The following is a 21,212-nucleotide window of genomic DNA, read 5'->3' on the forward strand; positions in this document are numbered from 1 at the left end:
CATTCTCAGTTGTCTGGCGGGGCGGCCAGCGTGACCGGCTCCCCTGCGGGTGCGGTCGTACGGACCTCGAGCTCGGGTGCCTCGACGGTGTAGCGGGCGCGCTCGAGCCTGGTCAGGACGACGCCTGCCTGCGCGCTGTCGTCCGTCGCCACGAAGCGGTAGTGTCCCGCCGGCTGGTCGCTCGTTCCCACGACGACCTGTCGACCGCCAGCCGGGTCGAGCACCTGCGCGGCAACGCTGACCCAGCGCTTCCCGATACGACGTTGCAGGGTGAGGGCCACCGGTTCGTCGGTCGCGGTCCCGAGATCGACCGTGAACCTGTCCACCGGTGCGTTGGTGACGACACCGCCGGCGGCCAGTGACGGCGGTGTCACGTCCTCCTGGGCGGCGTCGAGTACCCGGACAGCTGCCAGTGTCATGCCGCCCCCACCCTCTCCCTCGGGATGGGGCAGCGGGCCGTCGGTGCCCGGCCGGATGGTGAGCAGGCGGTAGCGCCCGGGGGCCTGGGCCGGCACCGCGAGGTCGAGCCAGGTCGCGCGGCTCGCGAGATCGTCGTGGCGGCGGGCCGCGACGTGTACCCACGAGTCGTCGACGCGGCGCTCCAACGCGACGGTGACCCGGCCTCCGTGAGTGGCCGAAACCTGGACCTGCGCCTGGTTGAATGGCGTACTGGCGTCGAACTCCCGTGCCACAGACGCACCGGGAGCGAGGTCCTGCGGGCCGGCGACCGGCTCCGACCGCGCGACCACCCGCGCCCGCGAGACGTCCACACTGACCGACTGGCCGGCGTAGTCGATCTGCGACACCCTGGCGTCGACCAGTGCGGACGGGAGGTTCGGCGTTGCCTGCAGCCCGGCTGGCGTCGCCTCGACACCCGCGAACCCCTCCAGCAGGGGCAGGGCGGCAATGCCGGACTCGGGGAACGGGATATTGGACCCGACCTGCACCAGGCTCTCCCCGAAGTCGTTGTAAAGCCGGTTCGGCGCGTCGAAGGTCAGGCAGTGCGAGTCGGCAGCCATCCGGTCGAGCATCGCTACGAACCGAGCGTACGCATGGTCGGCGTCCTGGTGACGCAGCCGCGCCATCACGTCGTAGTAGCTCAACCACAGCACGGTCCCGCCATGCTGCACGGTGTCGCCGTACGGCTTGCGGCCCTGGGCCGGATCGGACCACCCGTCCCAGTCGGAGTCCGGAGGATTGCCCGTGGTCGTCCGTGGTGCGACGACGTTCTGGTAGACGTCGGTGCTTCCCGTGTGCGGCCCGAACGCGATCGGGTCGGCGGGTGCCGCCATGGCCGAGAAGACGCTCCTGGCCCTCTCCGGATCGCCCAGGCCCCGAGCGAGGGCCTCGAGGTTGACGTGCAGGTAGCCGCTGTCGTGCAGGTTGCCCTCGGCATCGCGCCAGCCGGCATACATTCCGCTGGCGTTGTTCCAGAACGCCTTGTCGTACTTCGCCGGGAATGCCTCCGCGAGTGCGGCGTAGCGCGCGGCCTGGTCGGGCTTGCCGGCAAGCCGTTCCAGTCGCTCCATGTCGAGAAGGGCGGTGTAGGCCGCCGCGTTGACCCAGGCGTCCTGATGTCCGGAACGCAGCTGGTCGAAGTAGGTGCTCGGCCTCGACCGGTCCGCCACGCCGTCGTTGGTGGAGAGCGGGATCGTCCAGATGCCGTCGTCGCCGCCCAGAACCGGAAGGACGTAGCGCTCCATGATGAGCTCGGCACGCGGCAGCGCGCGGGCCAGGAACTCCTCGTCGCGGGTCCAGACGTAGTAGTCGTACGTCGCGTTGATGAACCGCGGGATCTGGTCGAAGTGGTACGAGCCGACGCCACCGTGCCGGTCGTTCGTGTCCGGCCAGGTCTCGAGGTCGGCCCACGACCACGGGAAGCCGTCGGGTTGCTTGCCGGTGACGCCGTTCGAGCCGTTGATCGGCAGCGTGAGCAGCCGCTCCATGCCACGGTCGCGGTGGCCCCGCTGGTCGGTCCAGGCGAACTTCCTGGCGTCCCACTCGGTCCATGCGCTGTTGGCCCCGAGCGGTGAGCCGGGCGCCTCGGGTCCGCCTTCGCCGAGGCCGTAGACCGTCCAGAACTGGTTGGCTCTTCTCGTGACTGCAGGCGAAGACGTGCCGAACGGCAACACCGTAGGACTCACTTGGCACCGGTCGGGCGGTGCCGACGACGCGGATCCCGCGGCCAACGAGACGGGGGCCGTTCCCGGTTGTGCCGCCGGCTCGGTCCGCACCGGATCGGCGGCCGAGGAGACCAGCACGAGACTTCCGCCGACGAGCAGGGCCGCGAAGCTGGCGCGCATGTGCACCTCCGGTCAGGCGTACGCGGACGATGGCCGGACCCATGGTGCTGTCGGGCTCGCGTGGCAACAATGTCGCTCTCGCGCAGAAAAATGTCTCTTCGTGATCGGCGGCCCAGGCGTCCGAATCCGCAGTCCAGCAGCGGACACGCGGGCTGGACACTGCCAGCGCCACCCGGTTGAGAATGCGTGATTGTGACGTCTGCCATGCCGATACCGGTGAGTGATGCCCTTGCGTTCGTACGCCATGAATGGGCGGGCGGTCGGCTGCGGGCGATCCGCCTGGACGAGCTTGCCGAGGCAGCGTCGGTGTCGACGGGCCATTTCGCGCGGCAGTTCCGTCAGTACTACGACATCGGCGCCGTCGCTGCATTGGAGCGGTTGCGTCTCGCCCGCGCGGCATCGATGTTGCTGTGCGGCAACCAGCCGCTTGCGGTGGTGGCGAAGGAGTGCGGCTTCGCTGACGCGTTTCACTTCTCCAAACGCTTCTCCCGCACCTATGGCCTACCACCCGGTCGTTACCGTCGGTCGCGTACGGACCATGACGCGGACATACCACTCGCGGCGGCGGGTCTGCGGGCGATGGCCGCCACGCTGTGGCCCCCCACGGCGATCGAGCAGGCCGTCCACACCTCCGCACCGCCGCCGCTGCGTACCGGGGGCAGCTATGGCCAGACCTTCACCGTGCCCTTCGGGCTCAGCCTCACCCAGGTGCGGTTCATGCTGGCGACCTACAGCAGTACGACGTCGGGGGCCACCGTCACGCTCTACCGTGAGGATCCCGGTGGTGACCGTGCCCGGGTGGCGGCGAAGCGGATCGAACCGATGGTCGACAACACGACCGAGTGGCTGACGATTCCGTCGTACCAGCACGGCAGCTACTACCTCGAACTCTCCGAGCCTGTTGGCACGCCGACCTGGTGGTGGCATCAGGGTGGCATCGCCGCGGTGGGTGGGACCGCCCACATCGACGGCGCCCCTGTTCACGACATCAACTTCATCTTCTCGGCAACTGCAGTCGGCCCTGCCGCCGCGAGCACCGCAGCGCACCAGAGGTGAGGACCCGGCGAAGACAGCTACGCAAGCACGAAGGGGAGCCATGACCGACTCGAAAGCAGAGACGTCGAACCCGGTAACACCGAACCCGGCAACACCGAACCCGGCAACACCGAACGCGCCGCAGATCAACAGGCGGGAGCTGTTGCAGGTGACGGCTACCGGGATGGCCGTCGCGCTGTCCGGAGCTTCGGCCGAGAGGGCGCAAGCGGCGGCGTCCCCCGCTGATCGGGCCCCGGCAGCCGCAACCTGGGACACGATGAGCGACACGTGGGTCGCCACCGACGGGCTCGGCAGGACGCTGCCCACCCATGAGGACGTGGGGCCACCGCGGGCCGACCGCTTCGTCGGCATGTTCTACTTCCTGTGGCTCGGCCAGCATTCGACCACCGGTCCCCACGACATCAGCAAGATCCTCACCGCCAACCCGGGCGCGGTCGAGGACGGCGACCACCCTGCGTGGGGACCGAGGGAGCACTTCCACCATTGGGGCGAGCCGTACTTCGGCTACTACCTCTCTGACGACTCCTGGGTGTTCCGGCGCCATGCCGAGATGCTCACCGACGCGGGTGTGGACGCCATCTTCTTCGACGTGACGAACAACTTCACCTACCCGGGTCCTTACCAGACCCTGTTCGATGCCTTCGCCGCCGTACGGCGTGACGGCGGCAAGACTCCACAGGTCGCCTTCCTCGCGCCGTTCTGGACACCGAGGAACGTCGTGCTGGAGCTCTACAAGGACCTGTACAAGCCGGGCATCCATGAGGACCTGTGGTTCCGCTGGGACGGCAAACCGTTGATCCTGGCCGACCCGGACCTGTTCGGCATGGAACCGCTCGGTACCGATGGTTCCGACCCCTCGCGACTGGAGACGGGCCAGACGCAGGGACAGACATTCACCACGACGGAGGCATTCGGCCGGGTCGGTGGCCGCTTCCCCACCTGGGCCAGCACCGATGCGGCAGTGACGGTGACCCTTCACCGCGACGGTCCCGGCGGCGAACCTGTGGCCCAGAGACGTTTCGACCGCGTTGTCGACAACGACATCGTCACCCTGGACCTGGACACCCCGGCCGGGGCCGGCACGTACTACCTCGAACAGTCCGACCCGAGCGGGACGATCGGCTGGTGGACCGACCCGGCAGACGTGCATGGCGGCGGTCAGGCCTACCGGGACGGCACCCCGGTGCCGGGCGATCGCGCGACCTACGTGGAGTACGCCACCGGCCCGATCGCCGAGATCAAGTCCTTCTTCACGTTCCGAGCGCCGCAGCCGTCCTACTTCGTCGGGCCGACCAAGCCCGACCAATGGGGTTGGCTGGAGGTCGCGCCCCAACGCGTCTACCGCGACGCGGCAGGTAACGCCGAGCAGATGACCGTCGGTGTGGGACAGAACGCCGTGGACGGTCGCCTCGGTGCCATGAGTGAGCCACGCGCACAGGGTCGCAGCTACCACGACGGTCAACTGCCGGCAGACGACAGCCATACGCCGGAAGGGCTGAATGTCCAGGAGCAGTGGGACCGCGCGCTCGAGGTCGACCCGGAGTTCGTCTTCGTCACGGGCTGGAACGAATGGGTCGCCATGCGGTTCGACAGCTTCGCCGGTGTCGATGCCCCGGTCGTCTTCGTCGACCAGTTCGACTGGGAACACAGCCGCGACATCGAGCCGTTACGCGGCGGGCCGGCGGGCGGGTTTCCCGAAGGGAACCACTATCAGGACGCGTACTACTACCAGCTCGTCGCGAACGTCCGTCGCTACAAGGGCGTGCGGCCGCTGCCACGCGCGTCCTCCCCACGGTCGATCCAGATCGACGGCTATTTCGACGACTGGCGGGCGATCGGCCCGGAGTTTCGTGACCACCGTGGCGACACGGCGCACCGCGACCATCCGGGCTGGGGCACTGTCGGCCGCTATGTCAACACGTCAGGGCGTAACGACATCGTGCTCGCCAAGGTCGCACGTGACGACCGCAACGTCTACTTCTATGCGCGGACCCGTGAGTGGATCACCCCCTTCGACGGCCGCAACTGGATGCTGCTCTTCCTCGACCTCACTGGTGATCCAGGCACCGGATGGGAGGGTTTCGACTTCGTGGTCAACCGGCGCGTCAAGAACCCGCACCGCACCTCTCTCGAGGCGAGCGAGGGCGGTTGGTCGTGGCGCGAGGTCGCCGAGATCAGCTACGCCGTCAAGGGCCGGGAGCTGGAGCTCGCGATCCCACGCAGTGTCCTCGGCCTTGACGGGGCAGCACCGTTACGGATCGACTTCAAGTGGATCGACCACATGCAGGACGAGGGCAACATCCTCGATGTGATCGAGAACGGTGATGCCGCGCCGAGTGGACGGTTCCGCTATCGGTACACCGAGTGAGGTGCTGCACGTGATGCACTCCGTGAACGACGGCCGCCAGGAGAGCCGCCTGCCGTTGTGTCTCGTCGGCTGTGGTGGCATGGGGCGCCGGCACCTGTCCGGGTACGCCGCACTGTCCCGCGCGGGGCTCTGGCGGGCGGATCTCGTTGCCGTGTTCGACGTCCGCCGGGAGGCTGCGGAGGCGGTGGCCGACGACGCGGAGCGCCTGCTGGGCAACCGGCCGCGGGTTCACACCGAACTCGCGGCAGTGCTGGACGATGGGGACATCGCCGCCCTCGACGTGGTGACGGATCCGTCGACCCATCACGCCATCGCCGTGCCGGCGTTGGAGTCCGGTCGACACATCCTCTGCGAGAAGCCGCTCGGCCTGACCATCCGGGCCTGCCAGGCGATGCTCGACGCGGCGCGTTCCAGTGGTGCGGTGCTCGCGACTGCCGAGAACTACCGCCGCGGTGGCCCCAACCGGATGGCCCGCGCGGTTGTCAAGGCGGGCTTGCTCGGCCGTCCGTACCTCATGGTGCAGCAACTCGTCGGTGGCACCGACCGGGTGGTCATCACGCCGTGGCGGCACCGCAAGCAACGCGGCACCATTGCGCTCGACATGGGCGTCCACCTGACCGATCTGGTGGAGTTCTATCTCGGCCCGATCGCGAGCGCGTACGGCCGGGGCCTCATCGCCGAGCCGGTACGCCGGACGGCGGACGGCGAGCCGGTCGAGGCGACGGGGGAGGACTCGCTGCTCGGCCAGTTCCGTACCGTCTCAGGCGTCGAGGTGCAGCTGGCCTACCTGCCGGCCGGTCCCGGACACCGTTACGTCCAACGCACGATCCACGGCTCGGCCGGCTCGATGGCGATCCCGCCGGACCGTACCGACGGCGAGGTCGAGCTACGCCGCGCGGACGGTGTCGTCCGCGGCCGCGAACTGGCCGCCGAGTTGGGTGAGGCGTTCGTCCTGGACGACACCACCGTTGCCCTGCTCGGCCCGGACGGCACCGGTGGCGGCGCCCCGTTCGCCGAGGTCGACGCGGGCTATCTCGGGGTGGAGATCGCGGACTTCGTGAGCGCCGTCCTCGACGGGCATCCGCCGGAGGTAGATGGCCTCGCCGGCACCCGGGCGGTGGCTGCGGTGCTCGCGGTGCTGGAGTCGGCCGCTCTCGACCGGTCGGTGAGGCTTGATGACGTGCTGACCGGTGCCGTACGTAGCTACCAGGACGACATCGACGAGGTCCTCGGGCTGGCCGGCCCGGGCGCGAGCGAGGGAACAGAGGCGAGGCCCGCATGAACGGACCCCCGGGGGCCGGCAGGAGAGGGGGATCGATGCGCATCGACGAGGTAGAGACGTTCACGGCCGGCGGTGCTCTCTACGTGCGGCTGACCACCGACACCGGCGTCCAGGGGATCGGCGAGTCGACCTGCTTCGGTTGGCCGGTCGCCGTCGAGGAGGTGGTCCGGTCGTTCCGGAGTTATCTCGTCGGCGCGGATCCGTTCGACGTCGAGGCGCACTGGCTCCACCTCTACCGCACGCTCTGTTTCCGCGGCATGGTCGTCGTGGGCGCGATCAGCGCGATCGACCAGGCCCTGTGGGACATCCGCGGCCGGCACTTCGAGGTACCGGTGTGGCAGCTGCTCGGCGGGCGGTCCCGGCGCGCGGTCCGGGCGATGAAGGTGATCAGGGGCGATTCGGCGGCCGCGATGGCCGACGCCGCGGCCGGGGCGATGGCGGCGGGCTACACGGCGGCGAAGGTCATCTTGTTCGGCCACGAACACCACACCATGCGGCACGCCGCCCGCCTTGCCGACCTCGTTGAACGCTTCACCGCCATCCGCGACACGGTCGGCTGGGAACTCGACGTCGGCATCGAGCTCCACCGGAACATGGCGCCCGGCGACGCCGTGCAGCTGTGCGAGGAGATCGCGCCCCTGCGGCCGTACTTCGTGGAGGACCCGATCCCGCCGGACTCGGTCCTGGCGTTCGGCGAGGTCGGCGCGCGGGTGCGGGTGCCGCTGGCGGCGGGAGAGCGCAACACCACGATCTGGGAGTTCCGGGAGTACGCCTGCCAGCCGGGGGTCTCCTACCTGCGCCCCGACGTGGGGGTGGCCGGCGGGATCACGCACGTACGCAAGATCTGCGCACTTGCCGAGGCCCACCACCAGGGCATCCTGCCGCACGCCGTCCCGTCCGGGCCGGTGGCGACGGCGGCGCATGTGCATCTCGGCATCGCGGTTCCCAACTGGGAGGCGCAGGAGCACGTCGAGCAGGACGGCGGGCTGGCGTCCGACCTGGTGAAGGCGGTGGTCCCGCTGATCGACGGCTGGCTGTACCCACCGGATGCGCCGGGTCTCGGGGTCGAGCTGGACGAGGAGGGCTTGGCACGGACGCCCGTCCGCGCGGTCAGAGTCGGCGCACCGCTCCGCGAGGACGGCTCGGTGGCCATCCGATGAGCCGCGATCCGGAGCAGGAACGCCGGCCGAGCGTCGGCATCGCCTGCGATCCGCGGGTCCGCGAGGGCTACCTCGCGCCAGCGGACCTTGCGCGGCTGGAAGCATGTGCGGAGGTCCGGTTCGCTGACGTCACCGGTCACTGGTCCACGACCGATCCACCGCCCAACGACCCCGAGGCGGAGCAGGCGCTGGCAGAGTTCGCCGCCGACCTGGACGCGTTGGTCGTCTGCCACGGCGCGCCCCGCGTCAGCGACGCAGTACTGTCGGCCGCTCCGCGCCTGCGGGCCGTCGGCGACCTCGAGGGAGACCGGTTCGGCGCCCGGATCGACGTCGCAGCGGCGACAGCACGCGACGTCGCGGTCATCGACACCACCCACGGGTCGTCCTATCCGGTGGCCGAGTGGGCCCTCGCCCTGGCGATCATCGGTCTGCGTGACGCCGCGCGCCGGTTCCGCACGCTGATGACGGATGCCCCACACCGCAAGGGCGACGTCGCCCGACCGCGGGAGCTCACCGGACGAACCGTCGGGCTGATCGGCTTCGGGCACATCGCCTGGAGGCTGGTGGAGCTGCTCGCGCCCTTCGACGTCGACCTGGTGGCCCACGATCCGTACGCCCCGCGCGAGTTGGCCGACGCGCTCGGGATGACCTACGCACCATTGGACGTCGTACTCGCTGCCAGCGAAGTCGTCATCTGCCTTGCTCCGTTGACGCCCAAGACCCGCGGCATGCTGGGCGCGCGAGAGCTGGACCTGTTGCGGCCTGGGTGCGTCTTCGTCAACGTGTCGCGGGGTGCGATCGTCGACACCGCCGCCCTGGTCGCCCGGCTGAGGCGTGACGATATCGTCGCCTGCCTCGACGTCCATGATCCCGAGCCCATTCCGGTCGACGCCGCCGTCCGCGGCCTACCCAACGTCTTCCTCTCCCCGCACATCGCCGGTACGACGGTGGAGTCCCGGACCCGGTTCTTCCAGCTGATGGTTCACGAGCTCGAACGCGTCTTCGCCGGTGCAGAACCACGCGCCATGCTGACATCGCGCATCGTGTCCGTCCGCAACGGCGCCAACCCGTCCGGCACCGCCAACCCATCCGGAGGTGAGCCGTGATCCTGGACAGCCACTGTCATGCCTGGCGGCGTTGGCCGTACGAACCACCGGTGCCGGATCCGGATTCCCACGGCAGCGTCGAGCAACTGCTCTACGAGATGGATGTGAACGGCGTCGAGAAGGCCGCGCTCGTCTGCGCCCGGATCGGCAGGGACGACTGCGCCAACGACGACAACAACGACTACGCCGCCAAGGCCGCGGCCCGCCACCCGGACCGGCTGGTCGTCCTCGCCGACGTCGACTGTTCGTGGCGGCCCGAGCACCACACGCCCGGTGCGGCCCGCCGACTGCGGGAGACCGTCGAGCGCCTCGGCGTCACCGGCTTCACCCACTACGTCCACTCCGCCAACGACGGATGGTTCCTCACCGCCGACGGCATGGAGTTCTTCGCCACCGCGGCCGAGCTCGACCTGATCGCGAGTCTGGCGATGTCACCCGCGTGGCAGGCCGATCTCCGCCAGGTCGCGCGTGCGTACCCCACCCTGCCGATCCTCGTCCACCACCTGGGCGGCCTGTCACCCACACGTCCGTCGTACGACGAGGACATGGCGCAGGTGATCGCCTCCGCCGAACTGCCCAACGTCGGCGTCAAGGTCTCCGGATTCCACTACGCGTCCGCCCCGCGCGGCTGGGACTTCCCCTACGCCGACGCGCGCGAGACGTTCCGGCACCTCTTCGCCGCCTACGGACCGCACCGGATGTGTTGGGGCTCCGACTTCCCCGCCGCCCGCCCTTTCCTTACGTACAAGCAGTCGTTGGAGGTCCTCCGCTCCCACTGTGACTTCTTCGAGCCGGCCGACCTCGACCTGGTTCTCGGCACCACCCTGGCCACCCTGCTCGACACCCGCCGCCCCGCCACCGCAACGGAAGGAACGTAGCCATGCCCGTCACGCTCATCGCGAGGTACCAGGTCCGCTCGGGTCACGAAGCCACCGTCCAGGAGGCCCTGACCCGGATGGCCGCACGGGTCAAGGCCGACGAGCCGGGATGCCTGCTCTACCAGGCGAACCGGTCCACCGAGGTCGAGAACCTCTTCTGCCTCTACGAGGTGTACGCCGACGAGGCCGCGCTCGTCGCCCACCGCGAGACACCGCACTTCGCGGAGATCGTCGAGGGCGAGATCGTCCCGCTGCTGGACAAGCGGGAACGCGAGGTCTACACCCAGGTCGTCGCATGAGACTCGTCCCCTTCGCGGTCGCTGGACGGGCCGGCTGTACCGAACACCTCGGCGCGTTGGTCGAGGGTGACGCCGACGCCGGGACGCTGGTCGACCTCACCGCGGCGACCCGTTGCCTGCTGGCTTCCCGGTCTGCCACCCGCGAAGCGGCCGATCGGATCGCCCGGGCGCTGGTCCCGTCCTGTGTTACGGCCTACATCGAAGGTGGCGAGCGCACACTGGACACCACCCGCGAGGCGCTCGCCGCGGCCGTCACCACCGGTTGGGCGACCGACCCGAACGGCGCCCAGGTGCGCTACGACGTTGCCGACATCGCCCGGCTGCCGGCCGTGCCCGAGCCACCGTTGCTGCGCGACTTCATGGGCTTCGAGGACCACCTGCGCAACATCTATCCCCGGCTCGGCCGCGACATCCCGCCGCAGTGGTACGAGATTCCCGTGTACTACAAGGGGAGTCCGTCCGCGGTCGGAGCGCACGGTGACGACATACCGATCCCGTCGTACGCCGATACGCTCGACCTGGAGTTCGAGATCGCCGCGGTCATCGGCCCGGGCGGTGTCGACATCGCCGCGGAGAAGGCACTCGACCACGTCTTCGGCTGGACGATCTACGACGACTTCTCGGCCCGTACCATCCAGGCACAGGAGATGGCGGTCGGTCTCGGTCCGGCCAAGGGCAAGGACTTCCTACGCGGCCACGTCCTCGGCCCCTGCCTCGTGACCGCCGACGAGATGCCCGATCCGTACTCCCTCACACTGACGTCGCGGGTCAACGGCGAGGTCTGGACGCGGACCAGCACCGCAGACATGCACTGGCGGTTCGAGCAGATGATCGCGCATGCGTCGCGCGGCGAGCGGATCCGGGCGGGAGAGGTCTTCGGTTCCGGCACCGTGGCCGGCGGCAGTGGCGCCGAGCAGGACCGGAGCCTCGCGCCCGGCGACGTTGTGGAGCTCGAGGTCGACCGGATCGGCGTTCTTCGCAACCGGATCGTGGCGTCAGAGCGAGGAGCAACCCACGCTTGACCGTGGTCGGACGGCAAGCCGCGGCGGCCGGAGTGATGTGGACTGACCTGGAGAACACGCGCTCGGCGCGCGCCAGTCGACTCCGGCACAGCGCCCGGCCGGGTCGAGTATTCAGGTGTGCGGTACGTCGATGTCGGGTCGGATTGGTCCGGGCGCGACGAGGATCTCGGTCCGGGGGTCGTGGTGGAGATGCGGTGTCCCGGCGATCACAAGGGTCGCGTGTTCCCACGGCCTGTGGTGGGCTAGGAAGGGCCGCTCCGCCGCGGCGTAGCGGTCCCAGAAGTCTTCCGCCGCCTGGTCTCCACCGTCCCGCGCGATGCCTCGCTGCCTTGCCTTGTCGGAGTCGGACTGCACCCAGATGGTCGCATCGACGAGATGGGCGAGCTCTTCCCGGCCAGCACCGACGCCCTCGATCAGGAGTACCCGCCGGTGCGCAGAGACCTCGATGGCCCCCTCGCGACCACGTAGCGACCACGCCGGTGGTCGAAGCCGGACACGTGCTCCCCGGAGCACCGGCTCGACGATCCCGGTCACGAGGAGATCAACCCAGCCGAAGAACGAGTCAGAGTGGTACCAAGCGACATCGTCGATGTGAACCACACCTGCCGCCGGCAGCACTCCACGGAGGCGTTCGGCGACCGTGGTCTTACCTGCACCGGATCGACCGTCAACCGCGACGATAGTTGGACGCCCGACTGGCGCACCATCGAGGAGCATCTCAGCAGCCTCGCCCAGAGGTGCTACCAGCCACCCACTGGCCGCCGGCTCCTCTGGATACACGCTCAGGGCCACGTACGCCATTATCGGCAACGAACCTGACGAGGCCGACCTGGGCTGCCGCCCCGAGCGAGGCGCGAACCAAGCCGAGCAGGGTTTGCGGCCGGTGTCACGCCGGTGAGTACGAGCGGCCCGCCGTCGTGGGATTGGCAGGTCCGTACGCACGCACACGTGGCTATCGGTCGTAGTCGGCGTGTTTCCACCACATCGCCGTGGCAAGGATGGAGCCTGCTCCGACGAGGATCACGAGGCTGTTGCCGAGCGTCCCCGGCATGGCGTGGTCGGGTCCGGCAACGCCGGCGAGCAGGGCCGGCACGCTCCACGGGAAGTAGTGGCCGTAGCCGAGTGCCGCGACGATCTGGGAGCTGAACAGCGCCAAAACATGAAACCCACCGCGCGAAGATAGCCGCGGCCGACACTCGCGGCCAGGGCGAATGGTGTGACGAGGAGGACTGTCATCGCGCTGGTGGCAACGATCTTCGTCAGGCCGCTGATCGCGATCGTCGCCGACCATCCAGGCAGCCCGAGCGCGGCGCCGATGACGATGCCGAGCAGGTACGTCTGGACGCTGAGGGCCATGCACCATGCGGCTGCGACGGCGAACTTGGCGACGACGATCGTCGTCCGTGCTGTTGGCAGGGCAAGCAGATCGGTGATCGTGCGTTCACTGAACTCCCGGCCGAAGCTCCAGACGAACACCAACCCGAAGATCAGCAGCCCGCCGACGGCGATGGTCTGGGCGAGCATCGAGAAGTACGCCGGCCAGTCGGCGTCGCCACCAACGAGGCTCGCCTTGGCGCCGAGTAGGCCCATGGCCCTGGCCCGCCGCTGGTCCTGGAGGACGAACATGAACAGTCCGCCGACCAGGGCAGCGACGGTGAATGCCAGCATGGTGACGGCGGGAACTCGGGAACGTCGCGCCTTCAGCAGCTCCGTCCAGACGGCGGCGATCGGCTTACCCATCGCCGGCCGCCGGGATCGCGCCGACCAGTTGGAGGAAGTACGTCTCGAGGTCGTCTTGTTCGACGGCGAGTCTGGTGGGTGGACAGTCTGCGTTGACGAGCAGAGTGGCGACTTCATCGGCATGGTGGAGTGCTCGTTCGTCGGTGAGGACGAGCTTTCCGTGACCGTCGAGCTCGGCGAAGTGACCTGCTGCCCGCAGCGCGGCCATGGCACCCGCGGCGTTCCGCGTGACCACGGTCAGACGTGGGCGGGTATGGGCGGTGAGGTCTGCCGCGGCGATCTCCTCCACCATGCGTCCGTGGTGGATGATGCCGATCCGGGTGGATAGCCGGGCGACCTCGGTGAGGATGTGGCTGGACAGCAGGATGGCGACGCCATGGCGGTGGGCGAGATCGTGGAGCAGGTCGCGGACCTCGGCAACCCCGGCCGGGTCGAGGCCGTTGGCTGGTTCGTCGAGGATCAGTAGGTCCGGCCGGTGGATGAGTGCCTTTGCCAGCCCGAGTCGTTGGCTGTTCCCCAGGGAGAGGGTGCGGGCGCGGCGGTCGGCGTAGGGCACGAGTCCCAACTGCGCAAGGACGTCGTCGACAACCCACGGATCGGTCAACCCTCGCAGCCGCCGGACGATCTCGAGGTTCTCCCGCACCGTCAGCTCCGGGTAGGCAGCGGGCGTTTCCACGAGGTATCCGACGCGGGACCACACCGAACTCTGTTCGGGGCGGACCTGTTCGGCCAGGACCGACACCGAACCACTGGACGGACGGACCATGCCCAGGAGCATCCTGATCGTCGTCGTCTTGCCGGCCCCGTTCAAGCCCAGCAACGCATAGATCTCACCCGGTTGCACCCGGAGCGTCAGGTGATCGACGGCGAGGACGTCTCCATACCTTTTCGTCAGATCGGAGACCTCAATGGCACTGGCAGGCACCGCCACTTGCATGGGAAGCCCCTTCTCCTCGGGCGCACCTCAACGATGCCGACCAGGCTTCCCGGCGCTCCAGAGCCCACCGTATAGCCCAGACGTTCCGGCAACCACGTAGGACGTCCTCGGCGGACTACCCCTCGGGCCGTCCCCGTCATCAGGTCAGGGCGGCGAACTTTTCGACCTGGATGGTGGGGCCGGAGACGATGAGCAAGTCGCCCGCGTGGGTCGTCGTTTCCGGTCGGGCGTAGGTGAAGTCCATGCCGGGCCGCTTGACACCGACGACGGTGATGCCGTACTTGCTGCGAAGTCTGGACTGTTCGAGGGTTTTGCCGCCTGCCTCGCCGGGCGTGCCGGTCTTGGCGATGGCGAAGCCGTCGTCGAACTCGATGAAGTCGATCATCCGTCCGGTGACCAGGTGGGCGACGCGTTCGCCCATGTCGGCTTCGGGATAGACGACGTGGTGGGCGCCGGTGCGTTCCAGGATCCGTCCGTGCTTGTCGCTGATGGCTTTGGCCCAGACGTCAGCGACGCCGAGTTCTTCGAGGGCGAGGACGGTGAGCACACTGGCCTCGATGTCGGTTCCGATGGCCACCACGGCTCGGCCGAAGTCGGCGACACCAAGTTGGCGCAGTGTTTCGGCGTCCGTGGCATCGGCCTGGACGACATGGGTGATCCGGTCGGACCAACGCTGTACCAGGTCGAGGTTCTCGTCGATACCGAGCACGTCGTGTCCGAGGCGTACGAGGGAGCCGGCGACCGCGCTGCCGAAACGGCCGAGGCCGATGACGACCACGCTGTCGGGTCTGGGGACTGTCCGTCTAGCCAACGATCGGTCGCTCCTCTGGAAGCCGGTAGAGGCGGTGCCTGGTGCGCAGCGCGAGAGCGGTTGCCACCGTGATCGTGCCCACTCTCCCGACGTACATCACGATGATAAGCACCACCTGAGCGGATGCTGGAAGGTCGGGTGTGAGGCCGGTGGACAGCCCGACGGTGGCAAAGGCCGAGACGCACTCGAAGAGGACGTCGCTGAGCGCGAAGTCGGTCGCGGACAGCACTACCAGGGTGGCAAGGGCGACCGCGGCAACGCCGAGGAGGGCGACGGTGAGTGCTTGACGCTGAGCGTCCAACGTGATCCGTCGGCGGAAGACGATGGTGTCCGGCTCGCCGCGGATTTCCGCCCAGATCACATACGCGAGCAACAGGAACGTGGCCACCTTGATGCCACCTGCGGTGCCAGCGCTCCCACCGCCGATGAACATCAGGACATAGGTGACGCCGAGGGTCTCCTGCCGAAGTTCCGCCACGTCCACGGAGTTGAAGCCGGCAGTCCTCGACGTCACCGAGTGGAAGAGCGATGCCAGCACCTTGCCGCTGACGTCAAGCGGCCCCACGGTGCCCGGGTTTGCCGACTCGAACACAAGGAACGCTGCCATACCACCGAGGAGAAGGATCACTGTCCCGCCGACGGTGAGCTTGGTGTGGATCGACCACCTGCTGGGTCGTCGCTCACGGCTCAGGTCGTACAGCACCGGAATGCCGATCCCGCCGATCACGATCGCCACCATGATGGGCACGATGATCGCTGGATCGGCAACGAAACCAGTGAGGCTGTCAGAGTAGGTGGAGAACCCGGCGTTGTTGAACGCCGACACCGCATGGAAACCGCCATGCCACAGGGCGCCGGGCCACGTCGCTTCGTACGCCGCGTGCATTCGCAAGGCAAGGGCGGCAGTCACCGCCAGTTCGACGCTCACGGTGACCAGAAGAGTCATTTTCAAGACCCTGGTGATGTCACCGAGGCTCAAGGTACGTGTCTCTGCCTGTGCCACCAGCCGGTTGCGCAGGCGGAGCCGCCTGGTCACCAGCAACCCGAGCACGGAGGCACCGGTCATGATGCCGAAGCCGCCAACCTGGAACAGGGCCATGATGACGGTTTGACCGAAGGTCGACCAGTACGTCGGAGTATCCACCACAATCAGACCGGTGACGCAGACCGCAGACGTCGAGGTGAACAGTGCGGTCAGCAGGGGCGCCCGGCCATCGCCGGCATGGGAGAGCGGGAGCGCCAAGAGCAGGGTGCCGACCGCGATCGTCACGAGGAAGGCGAGCGGCACCAACCGTGCCGGGTGCTGAATGGTCCGACGCACGAGAGCCCATGATCCCTCAGCACATCCGAGGGCCCTCGGCAGGGTCACGGCGGGCGGGGATACCGAGGGGTTGAGGTCCGGCGACCGCACCATGGCGATCTTCCGCGGGTGCGATATGTTGGCCGCTGGTGTGCCGGGAAGCCTGGTCGGCGTCGTTGGTGATGTCGTGCCGTGAGGGGCTTCCTGATGCGTGCTGGCGAGTTGGCGGCGGATTTCCCGACTGTTGGGTGGGATACGCCGGATCTAGAGGTGGCCCGCCCGCTGGCTGGGGTGAATCTTCCGGCCCCTCTTCCTCGCGGTCGGCGACAACGAACACACTCTGTCCGGCGTGATCACGTTGGACGCACTGCTGGACCGGATGCTGGCGTCGTGACCGCCATCGCCTGCGTCGCGTGGCGATCTTTGCCTACCTACCTATGACCGCACCGGACAGGTCGTAACCCCTTGCCTGCCATCCACACGCCAAGGCCCAACCCTGCCGAGGAGGCGTCCATGAAGTTCAAGCGATGGGAGATCGTGCTGCAGTACAGGGACCATCCCCACAGCGAACAGCCCGACTACGAGAAGGCGTACGGCAAGCGGTACCTCACCCGGCGCGGAGCGGAACGACAGGCAGCCGCGTGGTGGTACGTCGACGAGAAGACAGGGATCACGTGCACCGTCCGGAGATGCCTTTGACACGCTGTCGGCGTCGCCGGTCTGGCAGTTGCCGGCTGCGGAATCGTGGAGGTACTGTGCCCTTCAGCGCTAGGTGCGCATCCAGTCCGCGGAAAGGGCCGTGCCCACCCTCTTGATCAGTGTGAAGGTGACGAACCTTCTTTCAGCCTGATTCGGGCGGACTCCAGGCGACGTACGAAAGAGGTTCGTATGGATGCCATCTATGCCCGGTCGCTGCCGCCGCGCCCCAGTCTCGAGCAGTACAAGAAGCAGGCGAAGGACCTCCTGAAAGCCTGTAGGGCCGAAGATCCCGAGGCCATCCGGCGGATCAATCATCAGCGGCCCCGGGCGAGCGAGACTGACGGTGAGCTCACCGCTTCGGGTTGCACGCTTGCCGAGTCCCAGTTCGCGATCGCTCGTGAACACGGCTTCGAGAGTTGGCCCAAGTTCTCGAAACACCTGCAGGGGTTGGCCAACGGCGCCGTTCGACAGTACGAGTCGGCAGTGGACGCGATGGTCCGGGGTGACGTGGCGGTCCTGGAGTCGCTGCTAGACAGCGATCCGGGACTGGTCGGGGAGCGGTCGACGCGTGTTCATGGCGCGACGTTGTTGCACTATGTGGCCGCCAACGGTGTGGAGAACTACCGGCAGAAGACGCCGAGCAATGCCGTGGACGTGGCTGATCTCCTCCTGACTCGTGGCGCCGAGGTCGACGCCACGGCGTCCATGTACGGAGGGCCCGCCACGACGATGGGCCTGCTCGTCTCCAGCGCGCATCCGGCGGAGGCGGGTGTGCAGGTCGCCTTGGTCCACAAGCTCCTGGACTTCGGGGCAGCCGTCAACGGGCCTGGAGACGACGGCGGACCGCTGCTCACCGCGGTGATGTTCCAGTACTCCGCCGCGGCCGAGGCGCTCGTCCAGCGGGGTGCGAGGGTGGACAATGTGGTCGCGGCAGCGGGTCTCGGCCGGGAGGACCTTGTGCGGGCCTTCGTGGCCGACAACGGCGTCCTGCGCCCGGAGGTCCGCGTGGTGAGCGTCCCCACGCCGCGTTCGGCGCCTGACCCGACAGCGAACCTCGGGTGGGCGAACGTGTGTGCAGCCGTGCACGGGCGTACTGGAATAGTCGAGTTCCTGGCTCAGCGTGGGGTCGACCTGGCCGCGAGGGGCTTTGCCGGCCTGACGGCGCTGCACTGGGCCGCGATCTACGGGCACCTGGACATCGTGGATCTCCTGCTGGAGCGCCACGCTCCACTCGAGGACACGAACAACCACCACAGGGCCACCGTCCTTGGCTGTGCGGTCTGGTCGGCGAACCGCTCCCCGTCGAAGGATTTCGTGCCGGTCATCGAGCGTCTGCTCGCAGCCGGGGCGAGCGTGGCCGCGGTCGAGTTCCCCACCGCCAACGAAGCTGTCAACGATCTCCTCCGCCGACACGGAGCGGGCGAGAGCTGACCCCTTTGTCGGCAAGCAAGCCCGAATCGCCACCTCCGGGCGGGTGTCCGGATTGGCTTTGGGTGTCCTACGGCACCGGCAACCTGAGTTGGGCGCCGTCAGTCGCGTCTCCGTCACGGGGTGTTGGGACGTGCCGCAGTCTGCTGGCCGTATTGCCGGTCTCGGCATCAATACCGATGACCTCGACGTCAATGTCGTAGACACTCTTCAGGGTGCGTTCGATCTGGACGAGCGCGACCTGGGCGAAGGGAAATAGCGTGTCGGGCCCGAGGGGTTCCCCCTGCTTGAGCAGGATCGCGAAGACGAGCCTTTTCGGCTCGAACGTCTCTGGCAACCGCCAACGTTGGTCGAGACGTTCGACTTGATCGACGAAGGCATGGCGCGCCTCGGGAGAGTTTCTGAGGGTCTGCACTGCGAGAAGGGCCTGGGTGAAGAGATGGCTCAGCGGTGCCGAACCATGGGCGTGCTTGACATGGACGACAGTGCCGTCGCGGCCGAGGAGATCGCAGATCTCGACACCGTTTCTCCAGTGGAACCGGTCCTTGATTCCCTGCCTGTCTAGGCAGAGGAACTCGCCCGGTCGTTCTCGTTGCACCCGCAAGTTGTACGACCTCTCACCCTCGCCGTCGTCTACCCGCCAGGGCGGAAGTCGGATGTCGCTGCGCTGACCTAGGACGCGCTCGACGCTCTCCCTGAGCCTTTCCAGATAGCCGCCGTCGACCTCGTACCAACGGCCGTCGACCATCGAGAAGCGCCGTGCACCGAGTCCTACATTGGCTTCCAGCCACTTGTCCGCTGACGTCGCTGGCCCGATGGGATCGCCGCCTGAGTGGTCGGAGTACAGCCGGACGTGGCCCCTGCGGAGCGCTTGCACCCTGGTTCCTGACTCCAGTTGCCGCGTCCTGTCGAGTAGGTGATGCAGCTCCAGATGCTCGATGGGCCCCACGCGTGTCCGGAGCGAAATAGCGAAGGAGTTGGCGCGCAGGTAATCGATGAGGCGAAGGGTCGGCACGACCAAGGTGAGAGAGTTTGCGACGTCCTCGACGGGCTTACCGAGCCGGTCGTCGAGGGCAGCGTCGAGCTCGCCTATCTGGGCGGGGTCCTTGACGGGTTGGATACGTTCGATGTACTCCAAGTCCGGCCGTGGTTCCTCCTCTCGACAGATGCGAGCTATCTCCTCGATGTCAGCCTTGAGACATGCAGGATCGATTCCCAGGTGCATGCGGATCCCTGCTGACGCACTGACCGTGACGGTATCTTTCTCGTCGCTGGAACAAGTGAGATCGAGGCCGTGCGCTCGCCCGGCTATGCGACCTACGAGATCTGCATGGTCTTCCACACCGAAGCCCCAGATCGGAAGTCCAGCAGGTGCGAAGGTGGCGTCAGACCGGCCACGCGCGCCGGGCCGGCGCCGGAGCAGCGAGGTGAGGTGGAGTGCCTCGAACGTCCGTACAGCAAAGGCGATCCCGAACCGGTGGTCTTTCAGGTCGTCCCGAACGAGACGATGCCCCTGTCCGTAGCCGATGGCATAGACGTGATCGTCAACGACGATGAGTAACAGGCCAAGAGAGCGTCGATCGGCGATACTGACTGGCACGCCCGTTGTTCGAGCGGCGTCGGCGCACCATGCCGCAGCGTCTCCGTCCGCGGATTCAAGCACGCCATGCACCCACAAGGCTGGGGAGCCCGCAATGTCCACCCGGTGGGTGCTTCGCTCATGGACCATGGCGAGGTCGACAAGCGTCGAGATGTCGTCCGGGATGGGAGGAGGAACATTCAGGCGATACAACGTGACAGATCTTGTACGGCGAGCTTTCCCCTGCATACGTCCTCCTCTGCCAAGCAGCCCAGACGTGGTTGCAGTTCGTATGAGAATTGACACACATGGTGAAGTCAATGTGATGGTGAAAATTACATCACTGTGAGTCAGGACGGCTTGGTCGTCACACCTGTAGATGGCTGCTGACACAAGGCTTCGGTTTCGACACTGAACGGGAGATGGATCCCCACGCGTGGAGTCATGTCACGTGGACCAACGTACGGACGCCGGCACGATCAGCGGATAGAGCGCTTGTCCGCGCCGGGACAGTCGAGCTGCTCGCTCAGTTGCGCTTCGTACCGGTCGAGATGCACGCGCACCGCCTCCGCCGCGCGGTCGGGGTCACGGTCTCGCACGGCCTGCGCGATCGCGTGGTGCTCCACGGCGTTCTCGCCGTCGTCGAACGCGCCGACATCATGCACCAGCCTGGCCAGCTGGGTGTGCGTGTGCAGACCCTGGAACGTCTCCAGGAGCACCGGATTGCCTGCCGCGCTGACCAGGGCCTCGTGGAAGCGCTGGTCGTGCTGGAGGTACGTACGGAAGTCGCGATAGCGCGGAGTCGGGGCGAGGACGTCCATCGCGGCGAGTTCACGCTCCATTGCCCGCAGGTCAGCGAGGATCGCGCGCTGCGCCGCCAGTCTGGCCGCCTCCGTCTCGATGAGCCGCCTGACGTCGAGCAGGTCAGCCAGCTGGCGTTGGTTGAGCAGCGGCCTGGTCGTGTATCCCTTGAACGCCACGAACGCGACCAGCCGTTCGGCCGCCAGACGGGCAAGCGCCTCGCGGACCGGTGTCGCGCTCACGCCGAGATCGGCGGCGATGCCCTCGATGCTGAGCCGCGTGCCGGGCGCGGTCGCCCGGTCCATGATGCGTTCCTTCAGCGCGTCGTAGACCCCGTCGACGAGCACGGTCCGCTCGCTGCGTGCCACCGGCGCCTCCAGTCGAACGCGTCATCCTGCGCTGTCGCGGTCGATCGTATGCCGATCCTCGACGTCGATCCGTCC

18 protein-coding genes are annotated in these 21,212 nt (G+C 67.7%); 10 read left to right on the forward strand and 8 right to left on the reverse strand.

The annotated features are described in order from the left end of the window. Positions 1–5: 5 nt before the first annotated feature. Positions 6–2,303: a glucosidase family protein gene (locus ABNF93_RS19320; protein ID WP_349329476.1), complete on the reverse strand. Its 2,298-nt coding sequence runs from the start codon at positions 2,301–2,303 to the stop codon at positions 6–8. A 216-nt stretch (positions 2,304–2,519) separates the two neighbouring features. Here ABNF93_RS19320 and ABNF93_RS19325 point away from each other — a divergent pair, with 216 nt between their 5' ends. From ABNF93_RS19325 to ABNF93_RS19360, 8 genes are all read left to right on the forward strand, one after another. Further along, a complete protein-coding gene (locus ABNF93_RS19325; protein ID WP_349329477.1) occupies positions 2,520–3,359 on the forward strand; it encodes a helix-turn-helix transcriptional regulator in 840 nt (279 codons plus the stop codon). Between the two features lie 256 nt (positions 3,360–3,615). Continuing rightward, positions 3,616–5,727: a hypothetical protein gene (locus tag ABNF93_RS19330; protein ID WP_349329478.1), complete on the forward strand. Its 2,112-nt coding sequence runs from the start codon at positions 3,616–3,618 to the stop codon at positions 5,725–5,727. A 13-nt stretch (positions 5,728–5,740) separates the two neighbouring features. After that, entirely contained in the window at positions 5,741–7,009 is a 1,269-nt protein-coding gene (locus ABNF93_RS19335; protein WP_349329504.1) for a Gfo/Idh/MocA family protein, read from the forward strand. 35 nt (positions 7,010–7,044) lie between these two features. Continuing rightward, a complete protein-coding gene (locus ABNF93_RS19340) occupies positions 7,045–8,169 on the forward strand; it encodes a mandelate racemase/muconate lactonizing enzyme family protein (RefSeq protein ID WP_349329479.1) in 1,125 nt (374 codons plus the stop codon). Next, positions 8,166–9,275, forward strand: coding sequence for an NAD(P)-dependent oxidoreductase (locus ABNF93_RS19345; RefSeq protein WP_349329480.1), 1,110 nt, complete (start codon positions 8,166–8,168; stop codon positions 9,273–9,275). The genes ABNF93_RS19340 and ABNF93_RS19345 overlap by 4 nt, the downstream gene beginning before the upstream one ends. Continuing rightward, a complete protein-coding gene (locus ABNF93_RS19350) occupies positions 9,272–10,153 on the forward strand; it encodes an amidohydrolase family protein (protein WP_349329481.1) in 882 nt (293 codons plus the stop codon). Before ABNF93_RS19345 ends, ABNF93_RS19350 begins: the two co-directional genes overlap by 4 nt. A 2-nt stretch (positions 10,154–10,155) precedes the next feature. Continuing rightward, positions 10,156–10,452 carry a putative quinol monooxygenase gene (locus tag ABNF93_RS19355; protein WP_349329482.1) on the forward strand — a complete coding sequence of 99 codons (297 nt, stop codon included), beginning with the start codon at positions 10,156–10,158 and terminating at the stop codon, positions 10,450–10,452. After that, complete coding sequence (locus tag ABNF93_RS19360; RefSeq protein ID WP_349329483.1) at positions 10,449–11,474, forward strand: fumarylacetoacetate hydrolase family protein; 1,026 nt, start codon at positions 10,449–10,451, stop codon at positions 11,472–11,474. Before ABNF93_RS19355 ends, ABNF93_RS19360 begins: the two co-directional genes overlap by 4 nt. 111 nt (positions 11,475–11,585) lie before the next feature. Here the strand turns inward: ABNF93_RS19360 and ABNF93_RS19365 are convergent, their stop codons facing one another. The 5 genes from ABNF93_RS19365 to ABNF93_RS19385 all read right to left on the reverse strand — a co-directional run bounded on the left by ABNF93_RS19365 (position 11,586) and on the right by ABNF93_RS19385 (position 16,283). Next, entirely contained in the window at positions 11,586–12,266 is a 681-nt protein-coding gene (locus ABNF93_RS19365; protein WP_349329484.1) for a uridine kinase family protein, read from the reverse strand. 228 nt (positions 12,267–12,494) lie between these two features. Beyond that, the gene (locus ABNF93_RS19370; RefSeq protein ID WP_349329485.1) at positions 12,495–13,214 is read right to left on the reverse strand and encodes an ABC transporter permease; all 720 of its coding nucleotides are present in this window, start codon (positions 13,212–13,214) and stop codon (positions 12,495–12,497) included. Beyond that, positions 13,207–14,151 (reverse strand): ABC transporter ATP-binding protein, encoded by a 945-nt coding sequence (locus ABNF93_RS19375; protein WP_349329486.1) that lies wholly within the window; start codon positions 14,149–14,151, stop codon positions 13,207–13,209. The genes ABNF93_RS19370 and ABNF93_RS19375 overlap by 8 nt, the downstream gene beginning before the upstream one ends. Positions 14,152–14,290: 139 nt before the next feature. Then, positions 14,291–14,962, reverse strand: coding sequence for a potassium channel family protein (locus ABNF93_RS19380; protein ID WP_349329487.1), 672 nt, complete (start codon positions 14,960–14,962; stop codon positions 14,291–14,293). Then, positions 14,955–16,283 carry a TrkH family potassium uptake protein gene (locus tag ABNF93_RS19385; protein WP_349329488.1) on the reverse strand — a complete coding sequence of 443 codons (1,329 nt, stop codon included), beginning with the start codon at positions 16,281–16,283 and terminating at the stop codon, positions 14,955–14,957. The genes ABNF93_RS19380 and ABNF93_RS19385 overlap by 8 nt, the downstream gene beginning before the upstream one ends. 492 nt (positions 16,284–16,775) lie before the next feature. Here ABNF93_RS19385 and ABNF93_RS19390 point away from each other — a divergent pair, with 492 nt between their 5' ends. Both ABNF93_RS19390 and ABNF93_RS19395 read left to right on the forward strand, forming a co-directional pair. Continuing rightward, positions 16,776–16,961, forward strand: coding sequence for a hypothetical protein (locus ABNF93_RS19390; RefSeq protein ID WP_349329489.1), 186 nt, complete (start codon positions 16,776–16,778; stop codon positions 16,959–16,961). Positions 16,962–17,150: 189 nt separating this feature from the next. Further along, the gene (locus ABNF93_RS19395; protein WP_349329490.1) at positions 17,151–18,392 is read left to right on the forward strand and encodes an ankyrin repeat domain-containing protein; all 1,242 of its coding nucleotides are present in this window, start codon (positions 17,151–17,153) and stop codon (positions 18,390–18,392) included. 67 nt (positions 18,393–18,459) lie between these two features. Here ABNF93_RS19395 and ABNF93_RS19400 read toward each other — a convergent pair whose 3' ends face one another. Together ABNF93_RS19400 and ABNF93_RS19405 are read right to left on the reverse strand one after the other, a co-directional pair. Continuing rightward, entirely contained in the window at positions 18,460–20,217 is a 1,758-nt protein-coding gene (locus ABNF93_RS19400; protein ID WP_349329491.1) for a DUF6119 family protein, read from the reverse strand. A 230-nt stretch (positions 20,218–20,447) separates the two neighbouring features. Beyond that, complete coding sequence (locus tag ABNF93_RS19405) at positions 20,448–21,137, reverse strand: GntR family transcriptional regulator (RefSeq protein WP_349329492.1); 690 nt, start codon at positions 21,135–21,137, stop codon at positions 20,448–20,450. Positions 21,138–21,212 lie beyond the last annotated feature (75 nt).

It is taken from the genome of Actinopolymorpha sp. B9G3, from assembly GCF_040120725.1.
Lineage (GTDB): Bacteria > Actinomycetota > Actinomycetes > Propionibacteriales > Actinopolymorphaceae > Thermasporomyces.